This is a genomic window from Pseudoalteromonas sp. NZS11 (assembly GCF_015864765.1).
GTDB lineage: Bacteria > Pseudomonadota > Gammaproteobacteria > Enterobacterales > Alteromonadaceae > Pseudoalteromonas > Pseudoalteromonas arctica.
Window position 1 is genome coordinate 57,292 of record NZ_JADYWP010000010.1, and the last position, 14,670, is coordinate 71,961.

Here is a 14,670-nt window from a genome sequence, read left to right on the forward strand (position 1 = left end):
AATAGGTGTCTTAATTGAGTTGGCTAGGGTTTAGTTTGTAACCAACACCCCAAACAGTTTCTATAATAGGCGCTTGTTGGTGTTCTTCTAGCTTGGCACGTAAGCGGTTTATATGTGAATTAACCGTGTGCTCGTAACCACTGTGTTGGTAACCCCATACTTTATCGAGTAACTGCTGGCGGCTAAAAACATGATTAGGATGGCGTGCAAAGTAAACGAGTAAATCAAATTCGGTGGCGGTAAGGTTAAGGGCTTGCTTGCCTAAATACACTTGGTGCGAACTGAACTCAATGTGGAGTGACCCTACGTTTAGCGTTTGTTCGCTATCAACGGGGGAGTTGTCGTTATTTTGGCTAGCGAGTAGCTGTGCTCTGTGGCGTAATTGGGTTTTTACTCTGGCTTGTAATTCGCGTGCAAAAAAGGGTTTACAAATATAATCATCGGCGCCCATTTCAAGGCCAATAACTCTGTCCATATCGCTACTCAGCGCGGTGAGTAAAATTACGGAAGTAGTTGGGTAATGCTCTTTTATTTTTCGGCATAAGCTCAAACCATCCATTTGGGGTAAGTTTATATCGAGTAAAATAAGTCCGTAGGGATGCTTAGCTATTTTTTTTAAGGCAAGTTCTGCGCTTACAACATGATCAACATGTAAGTTAAGCGACGTTAGCTGCGTGGTAATTAACTTACCTATTTCTCTGTCATCTTCTACTACTAATATTTTTTCGTGACGCATGTATTACCTCGTAAAAAGGGGGGCATCCGTGCTCCCTTACTTCCCCATTACAAGCTGGAACGTTACTGCGTGCGCGTAATTACTATTTTCGATACTGGGTTATCAAACTTATGTTCAACACCAAGTGCTGATGTAGATAATCCATCTTGATTTGAAACAATGCCTGGATGCATCGTTATTATATCGGCTGTATCGTCACGTATTTCGTTAAACCCTTCACCGCTAGCGGCAGGACCTGGCACAGTTTCAGCTGTTTCTGTATTTGCTTCCGTACCCGCATCATAAGCTGTCGTAGTGCGTGATAACGAACCGCCAACTTCTAATGTTGATACATCTAAAGAACTAAGACCGGTAAAAGCATCATTTGTATTCCCAAGCATGGCAGCAAATGACAAATTAAGCGTTTCTTGCTCTTCAACAGTAATTATTACTGTGGTGGTTTCACCAGGGCCAATAGCGCCTTCAGCTGAAACTGCAGCAAGTGCACTTTCGTAGCTGAGGTATTCTTCATTTGCACCGCTTTCTGCAAGCATTTCTAAACCAACAGAAGCTGTTGTACCGAATGTCCAAGGTGCTTCATCTTCAAAAGCAATGACAGAGAGTGGTGACAAAGGCTGTCCTGCAGTTAAGTTACTAAAAGTAATAGTAAACTCACTGATCACAGGTTCTACAACAATTGGCTCAACAACGACCGGCTCTTCAACCACTGGGTCGTTATCATTATCGCTACACGCTGCAAGTGTGGTTGCAAGTGCAAGCACGAGTAGACTTTTTTTAAGGTTGTTAGCAGATGACATAATCATGCTCCTACTTAACTGTAACGGTTAATTGCGCTACTGGGTTTAACCATCTGTGTACTGTATTACTTAAATCGCTATTACCCGCTTCTAAATCGTCATCACCTAAGCTACCTGGGTGAATATGGATGCTTGTATTTGTATCACCACTTAATATACCTGTACCGCCAGTGCCAGCGTCGCCACCTGGAGCCGCAGGAATACCCGGAGTACCTGGAGCGCCAGAGCCTTCAACTACAAGCTCATTGTTTTGTTCTGTGCCTGCATCGTAAGCATTTAAATTAATAGTGTAAGTACCCGCTTCTGTTGGGATTTTCCAGCTGTTTAAGCCTACAAAGCCATCATTAGTTGGTAGCATCATTGCAGTTAAAGATAGGTACTCGTTACCGTCAGTAGTTGTTAGTGTTGCCGTTGTAGATGCGGCTGGTGCAAGTAAACCTTCAGCTGGATTTGCAGCCATATCACTGCCCGCTGCAGTTGCTTGTGCAACTAGCTCTGCAATATTGCCGCCTTCAGCCATTGTTTGTAATGCTGTAGATGCTTCTGTTGCTACTTCAAATAGTGTGTCTTCGCTGTTGTGTGCTGTAATTAACAGTGGAGTAAAGTGAATACCCTTGGTTAGGTTAGTAACTTTTAGGTCTAATTCTGCGGCCATAGTCGATTGGCTAGCTGCCGCTAAAAGAATTGCAATTGTTAATGTAGAAGTTTTCATTATTATTCCTGTAAGTGATGATTCGAGTTAAGTATTGAATAATCGTCTCCAGAAACTCTCACAAACTTATCACTTTTTTATCACAAGATTTCACGCTGTGATTTTTAAATACAAATACGTTGGTTGATTTGTAGACATTTGTTTAGTTAAGAGGCAACATACATAAAACAAAAAGGAGAGTGTTATGGAAGAAAATCAACAGGTTGAACCAGTTAATAAAGATGACCGTATGTGGGCTATGTTATGCCATTTGAGTGCGCTTGCCGGATTTATTGTGCCGTTTGGCTCAATAATTGGGCCATTAATTGTGTGGTTAATTAAAAGAGATGAGATGCCAGTTGTTGACGTGCACGGTAAAAAGGCGCTTAACTTTCAAATAACGATGGCAATTGCATATGTAGTTTGTTTTTTACTGATGTTTGTAGCAGTAGGCTTAATATTACTACCTATAGTGGCAATTTTTGGGTTTGTAATGGTTGTAATGGCGAGTATTAAAGCTAACGAAGGTAAAGAGTTTAATTACCCGTTTAGTTTAAATTTGATAAAATAAAACCTCAGTTATTTTTATACCAATTGCATTAAATTAGTGATCTATTATAGCGATAAGAAAATAGCTCAATAACAAGGCTAAAATTATGATACATAGTTGTTCTATATAAATAATTTTTAACGTCGTTAGTGAGTTATTTAATACGCTAGAATGATCATGTTTTTAATAAAATTGGTATTATAAACCCAGCTATAGGCTGGGTTTTTACGTTTAGCCATAAGGACATTATGCTTTATCTCACGTTATTTATTAGCGCATTTATATCTGCCACATTACTGCCTAGCTCTTCTGAGGTGATAATGGTGGGGATGATTGCCCAAGGTAAAGTTAATTTATGGCTTATGTGGTGCGTAGCAACACTTGGAAATGTATTGGGAAGCTGCGTTAATTACTGGTTAGGTACACAAGTACTGCGTTTTAAAGATAAAAAATGGTTTCCGGTATCGCAAAAAGGGCTTGATAACGCACAAAAGCAATTTAATAAATACGGTGTGTATAGCTTGTTATTTGCTTGGTTACCCGTTGTGGGAGACCCATTAACGGTGATTGGGGGAATATTTAAAGTACGCTTTGGTATGTTTTTATTACTAGTAACACTAGGCAAAGGCGCGCGCTATTTAGCGGTTATCGCCCTTGCCGTAGGATTCGAAAAGCTTTTTTAAATAAATTTTTTAAGACCTTATTTAGCCCAATCGAGCGTTAACGACACTGAGTCGGCAAAACGCAGTGCATGTGGTTTATCAACACGTGCTTTAGCGTAATGAACACTTGGGTGTGAGTGACAAACCGCAAGAATTTCAGCCACTAATTTTTCGAGCAGTAAAAAGTGCCCTTGCTCTACTAAGCTAATTACTTCTTTCGTGATCACTTTATAATTAAGTGCTTGGTCTACTTCATCTGTTTTACACGCGTCATCAGCAGGGTAATGAATTTCTAGATTGATCACTACATCTTGCTTTTTCTCACGCTCATCGGGGTTAAAGCCAATAAACGTACGCAGGCGCAAATTAGTAACGTTAATAATTGCATTAGCCATAGGGTTAACCTTTTATAAGCTGCAAAAATTCGTTACGTGTTTTAGGATCGCTTCTAAAGTTACCTAACATTACTGATGTACGCATGCTTGAATTTTGCTTTTCTACACCACGCATCATCATACACATGTGTTTTGCCTCAACAATAACGCCTACGCCTTTAGCGCCAGTAACTTCTTCGACTGCTTTAGCGATTTGATGCGTTAACTGTTCTTGAATTTGAAAGCGACGTGAAAACATATCAACAATACGTGCAAATTTAGACAAGCCTAATACTTTACCGTTTGGAATATAAGCAATATGGCAACGACCAATAAAAGGCAGTAAATGATGCTCACACATAGAGTAAAGCTCTATATCTTGCACTAAAACCATATCGTCAGCATCAGACGTAAATACTGCTTTATTGGTTATCTCATCAAGCGTTTGGCGATACCCTTGCGTTAAATACTCCATTGCTTTTGCGGCACGTTTTGGCGTATCAAGTAAACCTTCGCGGTTAGCATCTTCACCTACAGCAGTAATTATTTTTTGGTAACTTTCTTTTAACTCGTCATGCATAAGTTTCTCATTCTAGTGTGTTCTACTTTAAATGGCGTCCGCCATCAACAGGCAAGGAGCGCCCTGTGATGTAGTGGCTTTGTAATAGTAAATCAATACTATTGATAATTTCTTGGCATCCGGGTTCAATACCCATTAATGATTTTTTAAGGGTTTTAGCTCTATATTGCTCGTCATCATGTTCATTAAAAATAATGAGTGATGGAGCAACCGAGTTTACCTTTATATTTGGTGCATATTTAGCGCTGAACGATTTAGTTAAGTTATCGAGTGCCGCTTTACTTGCTGCATAAGCTAAGTGTTTAGGGCTGCCTGTTTCAACTACATAATCAGTAAGGTGAATTATATCAGCAGGTACTTTTTCACTTTGCTGATAGTTTATAAGCAGCTCAGCGCACATTAAATTAATTAAATACGGTGTTTTGGCGTGTATACGCATCATATTATCGAACAGTACTGCAAAGTCAGGATTGTTAGCTTCGCAGTCCCAGCTTGATGCATTGTGAACAATAGCGCGCAGCGATGTTGTATGCTCTTTAAGCGTATTTATAAATGCACTTATACCGTTATCGGTATTAAAATCGGCATAAATACATACAGCGCCTAGTTGCTCTAATTTATCAACAGCGTTGTGGCGAGTACGATACGTAATAATAACAGCCTGCCCTTGGGCTATATAATGCTGAGCGAGCGCTAAACCAATACGTTGGCCTGCGCCGGTAATTAAGATCGGCGATGTCATATAAGGCAGTGTTCTCTTTGGCGGGTAACTTATACCAATATTATTAAAACAAGATCGATCTATCGCTATTTTCTTAGGGCTATAATAGATCACTAATTTAACGCAATTGGTATTATATAATTCAAAGCGTTAATTTATTAAAATATACGCAGTTTCTTAATCTGTCGATCAAAAAAGCAATTAATCCTCAAAGGCGTTAATTGCTTTATTTTATTTACTAAAACATTAATCGTAAATTGTCGGAATTGGTTGGCGCTTATGTTGTGTACGCATGTAAATACTTACAAGCTTTTGTTCAACGTCTTTAGAAACAGATTTACCTTCTAAAAAGTCATCAATTTGCTCATAGCTCAAACCAAGTGCTTCTTCATCTGTTAAGCCTGGGCGGTCGCTTTCTAAATCAGCTGTAGGTGCTTTATCTACTAATAAAGCTGGGGCACCGAGTGCAGTAGCAAGTGCACGCACTTGGCGTTTTGATAAACCAAATAGCGGAGCTAAATCGCACGCGCCGTCACCAAATTTAGTATAAAAACCAGTAATGTTTTCAGCACTATGATCGGTACCCACTACTAAGCCTTGGCAAAAGCCAGCAATTTCGTACTGAGCAACCATACGTTGGCGTGCTTTAACATTACCTTTAATAAAATCTATCTGAGCTTGCTCAGGCAGTGCTTCACCACAGCCAACTACAGCAGCTATCGCTTGCTCATGCAGTGCATCAGCAGCCGGTTGTACGTTTACGGTCATACGTTTACTTGGCTGGATAAAATCAACCGCCATTTGCGCTTCGTCTTCATCGGCTTGTACGCCATAAGGTAAGCGCACAGCAATAAATTGGTATTTGTCAGTATCGTGTTCTTTATTTAGCTCGTTTACGGCAAGTTGACATAAGCGGCCGCAAGTTGATGAGTCAACACCACCACTAATACCCAATATTAGTGATCGTGAGTGAGCTGCTACTAAACGTGCTTTAATAAAAGCAACCCGGCGAGTTATCTCAGCATTTACATCAATAGTTGGCTGAACCTTCATTTCAGCCATAATTTCGGCGCGCATTGCCAGCTCCTTATAAAATTTAATATGTGATACGCAATAAACTTATTATGTGATTTAGTCTTAATTAATTAAAGTTTTAAATGAGCTTTTATTTTGCGAAGCTCTACTTTTAATTCTTCCACTTCTGCCAGTAAATCACTTAATTCTTTATCTTTAATTACTTCGCTTGGTAGAGCAACAAAGGCATCGGCGGGATTATTTTGTTGTTCGCCAAATAAATGAATGTATCGGCTGTCGCGTTTACCTGCTTCTCGTTCTAATTTACGGGCGTAATCGCTTTCAATCAGTTTATTGAGCGCTGTTTCTACTTCATTTACGTTATTAAAATCAGCAAGCCTAGCACTGCGAGTTCTTAATTCACCTGGGGTTTGGGCACCACGTAAAAGTAATAAACAAACAATGGCACGTTGCTGAGCAGAAAATTGCAGATTACTAAACTCAGTGTTGCAAAAGCGGTGGTCGTATTTATTTACGCGACCAGAAAGCCCTTCATCTATAGTTACCAAACGCATGTCTATTAGTTCATCAAGTGCGTTTTGCACGTCACTATCTGTAAGATTTAACACAGGATCGCGATTAGACTTTTGGTTACATGCGTTCACTAGAGCGTTTAACGATAGCGGATAATGTTCTGGCGTTGTGCTTTGTTTTTCTAGTAAGCAACCAAGAATACGTTGTTGATTTGCTGATAACTGCATAAATAATCTCAAATTAGTAAGCGTATTTTATTAGCTTACACCTTTATTGGATACCAAGCCATTGCTGGAGTTTAGGTTTTAGGGCGGCTAAATCGAGCGGCTTACTTAAATAGTCGTTCATGCCTGCTGCTAGGCATTTTTCTTTATCGCCCTGCATGGCATTGGCTGTAAGTGCAATAATAGTAATATTTTCATTACCCTTACCTGCATCGCCTTCTCTAATGGCTTTAGTGGCTTGGTAGCCATCCATTTCAGGCATTTGGCAATCCATTAAAACTAGCTTATATGGCTTACCTTGTTTTGCATTGAGTTTTACAATTGCCTCAAGCCCATTTTCAGCAATATCAAAAGTCACACCTGCTTGCTTTAATAGCGCCGAGGCAACTACTTGGTTTATTTTATTGTCTTCAACGAGCAGTAGTTGTGGCTCTGATGAATCGAGTACTGGTGCTTTAGTTAGTTTATTTTGTAGTTGTGCTTGTTGCTGCTGTTGTTCAATGTATTTATCGTTAGTGAGTGAGTCAAACAAATCAGAAGGTGTGAGTGGTTTGAAAATCATACAGTCGACTTCCATACCTACTTTAGACTCCTCAGGTGAATAACTCATTGGCGCCATAAGAACTAACTTGCAACTATGCATATTTATAAAGTTTTTAAGCGCAGTTATATGCGTTTGCGGCGCTTTTTCAAAAAAGTAGTAATCAACTAAAATAGCTTCAGGGTGGGTGGTTACATTATTTAAATAATCATCAACCTCAAGATAGTCATGTATGCAATTAACCTTTGCACCCCATACCGTGAGTTGTTTGCTGGCTGTATTTGCATTTAACGAGCACTCATCAATAATTAAAATATGTTTGTTTTTAATTAAATGACTCGGTAAATCTTGTTCTTTACTTAAGCGAGGCTGTATTTGTATTGTGAAAGAAAATGTACTTCCTTCACCTTGCATGCTGTTTACACTTACTTCACCGTTCATCAGCTCACACAGTTGTTTTACTATCGCAAGGCCAAGCCCTGTGCCCCCAAACTGGCGTGTAGTTGAGGTATCTGCTTGTGTGAATGAGTCAAATAACGACGCTCGTTTTTTAGGGTCAATACCAATGCCAGTATCAATAATCGAACATTGTAGGAACGAGCCATCCGTTGTTTCATCCACTTTGGCGGTAATAACTACTTCGCCATCAATAGTAAATTTAACGGCGTTGCCAATTAAGTTATTCAAAATTTGGCGTAAGCGGTTCGGATCACTAATTATTTCGCTAACTGTAATTTGAGTGGCATCTAAAATAAGTTTTGTATTGTTTTGCTCTACTTTTAAAGCAAACGACTCAACCACTTCTCCTAATAACCGAGGTAGGTTAAATTGCACGTTTTCAATATCGAGCTTACCGGCTTCAATTTTAGAAAAGTCTAATATGTCGTTAATTATATTAAGTAAAGATTGAGCTGATGACTGAGCAAGTTCAATATGATGCTTTTGCTGTAGGTCTAGTTGCGTTTGCTTAATTATATTAAGCATGCCTAAAACACCATTCATTGGTGTGCGAATTTCGTGGCTCATACTTGCTAAAAATTCACTTTTAGCTTCAACAGCTTGTTCTGCAGTTTCTTTGGCGGCAACCAGCTTTTGTTCAGTTTCAATTCGTTGCTGGCTCGAGTGCAAGCTGCCTATTAACGCTGCAACGGCAATTAAAAAGCTTTCTTCGTTTTTAGACCAGTGGCGCTTGGATTGACATTGCTCGGCGCAAACAACGCCTATAGCACCACTTCCCGCAGGAATAATTATGCACAGCATTGATTTAATCTCGAGTGGCATTAAATACTGCTCTTTAATTGGTGCGAGTATTGGGTGTTCTAGTGCATCGGGTGCATTAAATACTGCTTGATGATCTATTGCATTAAAAAAGCCGGGGTTGTTTTTTCTTAGCCAAATAGAGTCAATTTTGTCACTAGACGAATGTTTGCTATGTATGGCAAAGGGGCTTAGTTGAGACTTGTCTTCATTAAAAAACCAAATACTGGCACGTTTAATATCGAATGCTTGGCAGATTGCTTCAGTGATAATATCTTTCGATTGGCTAAGTTGCCCATTTAATATTAATTTATTAACGGTAAGAGAAGCTAAAATTTCGTTATGTAATGCGGTTTTATTATTTTCTAATTCAATTTTTTTACGGGTATCAATATTCTGTAGTGAGCCAAAAATGCGTGTGCATCGTCCATTCTTTCGTTCTGCTTCACCATGTACGAGTACCCAAACAGATTCACCTTCTGCATCCATTACTTCTAATTCAACTTCGTAGCTTTCACCATATTTTATGGCTCGTTCAATTAAAGGTTTAATTGTTTCTCGGCTAGTGCCTTTTTTAAAGTAATTTAAATCTTTAGGCCATTCTGGTTGGTTATTTAATGGGTATTTAAATAGTTTTTTGGTCATATCAGACCAATACACTTGTTTAGTTTCTAAGTTAAATGACCATGCGCCTATTTGAGCTAGATCACTCATTGCTTCAAGCATTTTTTCGTTTTGTTGCTGACGATTAAGCATTTTCAAAAAGAATAAAAAGGCCCAGATTAATAACCCGCAAATAATAATAATCGATAACCGAAGTGGCCATATTGATGAAATAGGAGGGCTCCAACCGATTTTTGGCGCTACATATAACTGCCAGCTGCCGCCTTGAAAATTTAGAGTGAACTCAAGAGGATCTTGCTGAATAATATTTTGATTGCCGAAAAAAAACTCGCCTTTTTTACCTAAACCATTACGCCCTTGAATGGCAACGTTGTACTGTTTTTCTAATTCGTAAACACCAGAGTTGATATAAACCTTGTCAATATCGAGTACAACCGACAACAACCCCCAAAACTCATTATTAGGAGGGGTATACACCGGAACCCTGGCGATTAATGCTTCCCCCCCCTGAACTAATGTTAGCGGTCCTGCCATAATAATTGTGTTGGTATCGCGGGCTCTAAGTGCATCAGTACGCTGATTTTTATTATCTAAAAAATTAAGGCCAATTGCTTTTTCGTTCCCTTTTAAAGGATAGGTCATTTGAATGACCATATTGGGAGCGCCACCAATATTACGAAGTTCATTTGATGTATCAAAAAGAGGGGCTGCGATTTGTTCAAAGCGTTCTTGTTCTAAACCCGGTTCTGCGGCAACGGCAACACCTAAACCCCGTACTAGTTGAATATTAGAAACTAAGGTTGATTCGAGTTGAGCTCTATAAGTACTTACTTCTGAAAGAATTTGTAGGCGGTGAGCATCTTTTACACGATTATAGTTAATACGATCAAGAACAACACCAACTAGTACAGTTAGCGTAAGCGATAACCAAAAGGTCAGCTTAAAGTTATGAACATTCGTTTTTTTGTTATTACTAGACGGTGGCATTAGCTACATCGTGGCGTTAATTTAGGCAAATTAACTATAGCTAATTTATGACATAAATGAAAACGGCGCATTAACAAATGCGCCGTTTATTTTTTATAATTAGTAGTTTAGCGAGTTACGAATCGCTAACTTCACGCGCCCAATGATTTTGCTTTGCTACGTGTAGCTTGCGGTAACCATCAAGTAGTGCCGCATGCTTTTTAAAGCCTTCAAGCGATAAACCTGGAAAAGTTAAACCGTTAAACTGCTTTTTACCTTCGGCAATTTCTATAGCCAGCGCTACATTATTAGCACCAAACATTAAGCCTAATGCATCTTGGTAATCAGCGTATTCGCGCTCGTCATCGTATTTAATTTCAAGAATCGCTTTTAAACAGCGGAAGTGGCGCATTGCATCTTCGTTTACTTGGCCCGTATGAAGTATCCAATCAACCCAATCAATGGCTTCTTCGCTGCCTGCGGCTAAGCATAGGTGCGCTTTAAGCTCACCTATACGCAGTGTGTGCCATGGTGTGTCGGCATCAGTTGCTAAGCCAATAAATTCTGCGGCGCGGATAATATCGCTATGACCGGCTTCTTCTAGGCTGTCGTAAATTTCCATCCATTGCTCTGCATCGTACTGATCAAGCGATAGGAATGCTTCGCGAAATTTTGCGCCTTCGTTGTTGTTGCGCCAAATAAGCTCATCAACTGGATAAATGTCTGACATGCCCGGTACTAAAATACGACATGCGTATACGTTTAGGTGCGTGTAATCCATGATGTAGATATCATGATCCATGCTGTGAATCAGGTCAGTACAGAAGTTATATTCTTGCTCTGTTGTGCCGCTAAAGTCCCAGTGTACAAATTCAAAGTCAGGTTTTGCACGGAAGAAATCATGCGAAATCAAACCGCTTGAATCAATAAAGTGCAGTTCAATGTTCTCTGGTGTTGCTACTTCATCGTTATCAAATGTTGCAGGTTGGAATACATCTAGTTGATCTAAACGACGACCTTGTAGTAACTCAGTAACGGTACGCTCAAGCGCTACTTCAAATGAAGGGTGAGCACCAAAAGAGGCAAACACAGAACCATCAGTTGGGTTAATAAGCGTTACGCTCATTACGGGGTAAATCCCCCCAAGTGATGCATCGGCAATACGTAAATGAAAGCCATGGCTGCGAAGCTCTTCACACGCTTCGTGAATTTTAGGATATTGCTTAACAACGTCTTCAGGCACGATTGGTAAACAAATGCCTTCGGCGATGATGCGGTTTTTAATAGCGCGTTCAAATACTTCTGATAAACCTTGTACGCGAGCTTCAAATTTTGTGTTACCTGCGCTCATACCGTTAGATACAAAAATATTACCAATAACGTTTACCGGAATGTATACGTCTTGGTTATCGCGTTGGCGAGTGTAGGGCAGGGTACAAATGTCACGATCAATATTGCCAGAGTTAAAATCAAAAAGGTGTGATGCGGTAAGTTCGCGCTCTGGGTCAAAGTAATCCCATAAGCTTTCATCCATAATACCTTGTGGTACTTCGTCGCCTTCAACTTTAAACCATTTTTCGGTTGGGTAATGAGTAAACTCGCCATTGGCAAATTCTTCACCTAGATAAAAGTCTGCAAAAAAGTAGTTACAGCTTAAACGCTCAAAGTATTCACCGAGTGCTGAGGCAATAGAGGCTTTGTCGGTTGCGCCTTTACCATTGGTAAACATAACACCGCAGTCACTGTCTTTTATATGAACCGAATAACAGTTAGCTACAGGGTTAAGCCAAAGCGCTTCTTCAACATTAATGTGTAGGGCTTCAAGCTTGTTTTGCATGGTAGAGATTGACGATTCTAGGTCGCGGTCTTTACCTTTGATAAATGTTTTTTCAGTCATATTGATCTCAACTAGTTCTGCACGATGTGTGGAGCTGACATTATCGTGGATTTTGATGTTTATTTCACCCTTTGCGAGCAAGAACATTATTATTTAATAAAACTGTGGTTATTATATGTTCTTAACGCTTGGTCAAAACGTGCAAAGGAAAGGTTGATGTTTAAAGTAATCAAACGCTTGTTGTTATTAATTGTGATATTAGGGCTGGCAAGTACCGCCGTTGTTTATGGTGTACTTAGTTTAAGTTTACCTGCCCTTGATGGAAACGGACGTAGTAACGCGGTAGTAGATCCTGTAAAAATTTCGCGCGATGCACTAGGGCAAGCAGTGATAAATGCAAATAGCCGAAACGATGCAGCCTATGGTTTAGGTTATGCGCATGGGCAAGACCGATTTTTTCAAATGGATTTACTAAGACGTAATGCCGCAGGCGAGCTAAGTGAGTTATTTGGCGAAGCCGCGTTGGGGCTCGATAAAAAGATGCGTTTTCATCAATTACGTAAACGCAGCCAAATTATTTTACAAACGCTGCCTGATGCAGATAAGCAATTACTTAAAAGTTACGCTCAAGGTGTAAACGAAGGCTTAGCGCAAGTAGGGTATTCAAGCTTTGAATATTTACTAACCGGTGCAACACAAAAGCCATGGCAAAGTGAAGACAGCCTACTTGTGATATTTAGCATGTACCTTGATTTGCAAAGCGCCACATTTGAGCGCGACCAAGCACTTATTCAAATTGAGCAAGCGTACACAAAGCAAATGGTTGATTTTTTAACGCAACCGAGTAAGTACCAAGCCGCACTTGATGGCAGTAAATTAGCGCCTTATAGCGGCGGCATACCTACTTTGCCAACTCAAACACAGCATACAGTTAAAAGTATTGAAGCCAACCAAGAGCGCGGCAGTAATAACTGGGCTGTTACGGGAACGCTAACTAAAACAGGCGCTGGTATGGTGTCGGATGATATGCATTTATCGATGGCAGTACCTGTAATTTGGTACAGAGCTCAGCTAAATTATATACAAAATGGAAAACCTGCTCAGGTAACCGGTGTATCGCTGCCCGGAGCTCCAGCCATTGTTGTTGGCACTAACAACAATGTTGCATGGGGATTTACTAACGGTTATTTAGATACAGCCGATTGGATTGCATTAAACGATGATAGTAAAACATGGCAAGTAGATGAACCTATTGCATTACCCGATGGGGAGGTTGAAAACTATTCATTACTACTCAGCGAATATGGCCCTGTAAAATACATTAACGGAAAACCTTATGCATTGAGCTGGGCTGCACATCAGCCTTACGCCGTTAATATGCAACTATTAAAGTTAGAGCAAGCCAAAACAGTAGATGATGCACTTGCCGTAGCAAGCGATGTAGGAATACCTGTGCAAAACCTAATGGTGGTCGACAGCCTTGGTAGCGCAGCGTGGAAAAATATGGGCGGTATACCGGCGCGTAAAACGCCAAGCGAACTTGGCGTAAATGCCGACGACTACTCAGCGCTTTGGCTGCAAAATGAATTAGAACGTCCCTTTATTAAAAACCCACAAAGCGGGCGATTATGGACTGGTAACTCTCGCGTGGTATCGGCTGAAGATAACGCGCGTTTTGGTAATGGTGGCTATGCACTCGGTGCACGTTCGAGTCAAATTCGCGATAGATTATTTGAAAAACAAACATTTGCTGAGAGTGACTTTTACGCACTGCAGCTCGATAACCAAGCTCGCTTTTTAATGCCTTGGCATGCTTTGCTATTAAAGCAATTAAAAACAGATCAAACCAAAAATCAGCAATATATAACAGCGCTCGAAAATTGGCAGCAATGTGCGTGTTCAACCTCCATAGGGTATACCTTAGTTAAGCGCTACCGCGATGAAGTGATTAATATTTTATTTAGTAATATTGAAAGCCAATTAAATAAACAGCAAGGCACACTTAAATACGTAAAACGAGATTTAGAGCCCGCAGTTTGGCAGCTTATTAATAACAAACCCGATACGTGGATAAACCCGCAATTTAAAAGCTGGGATGCACAATTACACGGTGCATTTAACCAAACTATCACTAAGCTTACTGAGCAATTTGGTAATAATGTACAAAGCTGGCAGTGGGGCAAGGTCAATGAGTTAGTGATAGAGCATCCGTTTGCAAAGCAAATGCCGTTACTTGCTAAGTTATTAAATATGCCCACAGCAGCGGGTTTTGGTGATAGCTACATGCCCGCCGTACAAGGGCGTAGTTTTGGCGCATCGCAGCGCTTTATTGCTCAACCTGGGCATTTAGAACATGCAATTTTAGCTATTCCCGGTGGGCAATCGGGGCATCCTCTTTCTGAATTTTATAGAGCGGGGTTTAGTGATTACGTAGAGGGTAAACATACACCTTTATTGCCGCAAACACTTATGCATCAAATAGTCATAAGTCCTATTAAATAACGTTTAAGTGATCAGTGAGTGAGCTTAAATAGTGATAAAAACGTTCTATATTAATTACTT

Annotated in this window: 13 protein-coding genes; 3 read left to right on the forward strand and 10 right to left on the reverse strand. The window is 40.0% G+C overall.

Translation table 11 applies throughout. The annotated features are described in order from the left end of the window. Positions 1-10: 10 nt before the first annotated feature. From I6E82_RS16910 to I6E82_RS16920, 3 genes are all read right to left on the reverse strand, one after another. Positions 11-736: a response regulator transcription factor gene (locus I6E82_RS16910; protein WP_197118342.1), complete on the reverse strand. Its 726-nt coding sequence runs from the start codon at positions 734-736 to the stop codon at positions 11-13. Positions 737-798: 62 nt separating this feature from the next. Beyond that, the gene (locus tag I6E82_RS16915; protein ID WP_024607274.1) at positions 799-1,533 is read right to left on the reverse strand and encodes a spondin domain-containing protein; all 735 of its coding nucleotides are present in this window, start codon (positions 1,531-1,533) and stop codon (positions 799-801) included. Between the two features lie 10 nt (positions 1,534-1,543). Continuing rightward, a complete protein-coding gene (locus I6E82_RS16920) occupies positions 1,544-2,245 on the reverse strand; it encodes a spondin domain-containing protein (protein WP_165729342.1) in 702 nt (233 codons plus the stop codon). Between the two features lie 184 nt (positions 2,246-2,429). On the opposite strand from I6E82_RS16920, the gene I6E82_RS16925 reads away from it, so the two are divergent. Beyond that, positions 2,430-2,795: a DUF4870 domain-containing protein gene (locus tag I6E82_RS16925; protein ID WP_007580507.1), complete on the forward strand. Its 366-nt coding sequence runs from the start codon at positions 2,430-2,432 to the stop codon at positions 2,793-2,795. Between the two features lie 227 nt (positions 2,796-3,022). Next, positions 3,023-3,457 (forward strand): YqaA family protein, encoded by a 435-nt coding sequence (locus I6E82_RS16930; RefSeq protein WP_197118343.1) that lies wholly within the window; start codon positions 3,023-3,025, stop codon positions 3,455-3,457. Positions 3,458-3,474: 17 nt separating this feature from the next. Here I6E82_RS16930 and folX read toward each other — a convergent pair whose 3' ends face one another. From folX to ycaO, 7 genes are all read right to left on the reverse strand, one after another. Beyond that, positions 3,475-3,831 (reverse strand): dihydroneopterin triphosphate 2'-epimerase, encoded by a 357-nt coding sequence (gene folX, locus I6E82_RS16935; RefSeq protein WP_007377309.1) that lies wholly within the window; start codon positions 3,829-3,831, stop codon positions 3,475-3,477. A 4-nt stretch (positions 3,832-3,835) separates the two neighbouring features. Next, a complete protein-coding gene (gene folE / locus I6E82_RS16940; RefSeq protein ID WP_024598803.1) occupies positions 3,836-4,390 on the reverse strand; it encodes a GTP cyclohydrolase I FolE in 555 nt (184 codons plus the stop codon). Between the two features lie 22 nt (positions 4,391-4,412). Further along, positions 4,413-5,132, reverse strand: coding sequence for a dihydromonapterin reductase (gene folM, locus I6E82_RS16945; protein ID WP_197118344.1), 720 nt, complete (start codon positions 5,130-5,132; stop codon positions 4,413-4,415). A 225-nt stretch (positions 5,133-5,357) separates the two neighbouring features. Beyond that, a complete protein-coding gene (gene nadE, locus I6E82_RS16950; RefSeq protein WP_121953458.1) occupies positions 5,358-6,188 on the reverse strand; it encodes an ammonia-dependent NAD(+) synthetase in 831 nt (276 codons plus the stop codon). Between the two features lie 68 nt (positions 6,189-6,256). Then, entirely contained in the window at positions 6,257-6,886 is a 630-nt protein-coding gene (locus I6E82_RS16955; protein WP_007580511.1) for a YceH family protein, read from the reverse strand. Positions 6,887-6,929: 43 nt separating this feature from the next. Beyond that, complete coding sequence (locus I6E82_RS16960; protein ID WP_197118345.1) at positions 6,930-10,292, reverse strand: ATP-binding protein; 3,363 nt, start codon at positions 10,290-10,292, stop codon at positions 6,930-6,932. A gap of 115 nt (positions 10,293-10,407) precedes the next feature. Further along, on the reverse strand, positions 10,408-12,168 hold the full coding sequence (ycaO, locus tag I6E82_RS16965) for a 30S ribosomal protein S12 methylthiotransferase accessory factor YcaO (protein ID WP_197118346.1): 1,761 nt from the start codon (positions 12,166-12,168) through the stop codon (positions 10,408-10,410). A 156-nt stretch (positions 12,169-12,324) separates the two neighbouring features. Between ycaO and I6E82_RS16970 the strand changes: the two genes are divergently transcribed. Beyond that, positions 12,325-14,610, forward strand: coding sequence for a penicillin acylase family protein (locus I6E82_RS16970; RefSeq protein WP_197118347.1), 2,286 nt, complete (start codon positions 12,325-12,327; stop codon positions 14,608-14,610). Positions 14,611-14,670: the final 60 nt, after the last annotated feature.

Bases quoted from the DNA above. Each gene is read 5' to 3' on its own strand.
- ycaO (WP_197118346.1), bottom strand. From the start codon at position 12,168: ATGACTGAAAAAACATTTATCAAAGGTAAAGACCGCGACCTAGAATCG.
- I6E82_RS16970 (WP_197118347.1), top strand. From the start codon at position 12,325: ATGTTTAAAGTAATCAAACGCTTGTTGTTATTAATTGTGATATTAGGG.
- folE (WP_024598803.1), bottom strand. From the start codon at position 4,390: ATGCATGACGAGTTAAAAGAAAGTTACCAAAAAATAATTACTGCTGTA.
- I6E82_RS16930 (WP_197118343.1), top strand. From the start codon at position 3,023: ATGCTTTATCTCACGTTATTTATTAGCGCATTTATATCTGCCACATTA.
- folX (WP_007377309.1), bottom strand. From the start codon at position 3,831: ATGGCTAATGCAATTATTAACGTTACTAATTTGCGCCTGCGTACGTTT.
- folM (WP_197118344.1), bottom strand. From the start codon at position 5,132: ATGACATCGCCGATCTTAATTACCGGCGCAGGCCAACGTATTGGTTTA.
- I6E82_RS16915 (WP_024607274.1), bottom strand. From the start codon at position 1,533: ATGTCATCTGCTAACAACCTTAAAAAAAGTCTACTCGTGCTTGCACTT.
- I6E82_RS16920 (WP_165729342.1), bottom strand. From the start codon at position 2,245: ATGAAAACTTCTACATTAACAATTGCAATTCTTTTAGCGGCAGCTAGC.
- I6E82_RS16925 (WP_007580507.1), top strand. From the start codon at position 2,430: ATGGAAGAAAATCAACAGGTTGAACCAGTTAATAAAGATGACCGTATG.
- I6E82_RS16910 (WP_197118342.1), bottom strand. From the start codon at position 736: ATGCGTCACGAAAAAATATTAGTAGTAGAAGATGACAGAGAAATAGGT.
- I6E82_RS16955 (WP_007580511.1), bottom strand. From the start codon at position 6,886: ATGCAGTTATCAGCAAATCAACAACGTATTCTTGGTTGCTTACTAGAA.
- I6E82_RS16960 (WP_197118345.1), bottom strand. From the start codon at position 10,292: ATGCCACCGTCTAGTAATAACAAAAAAACGAATGTTCATAACTTTAAG.
- nadE (WP_121953458.1), bottom strand. From the start codon at position 6,188: ATGCGCGCCGAAATTATGGCTGAAATGAAGGTTCAGCCAACTATTGAT.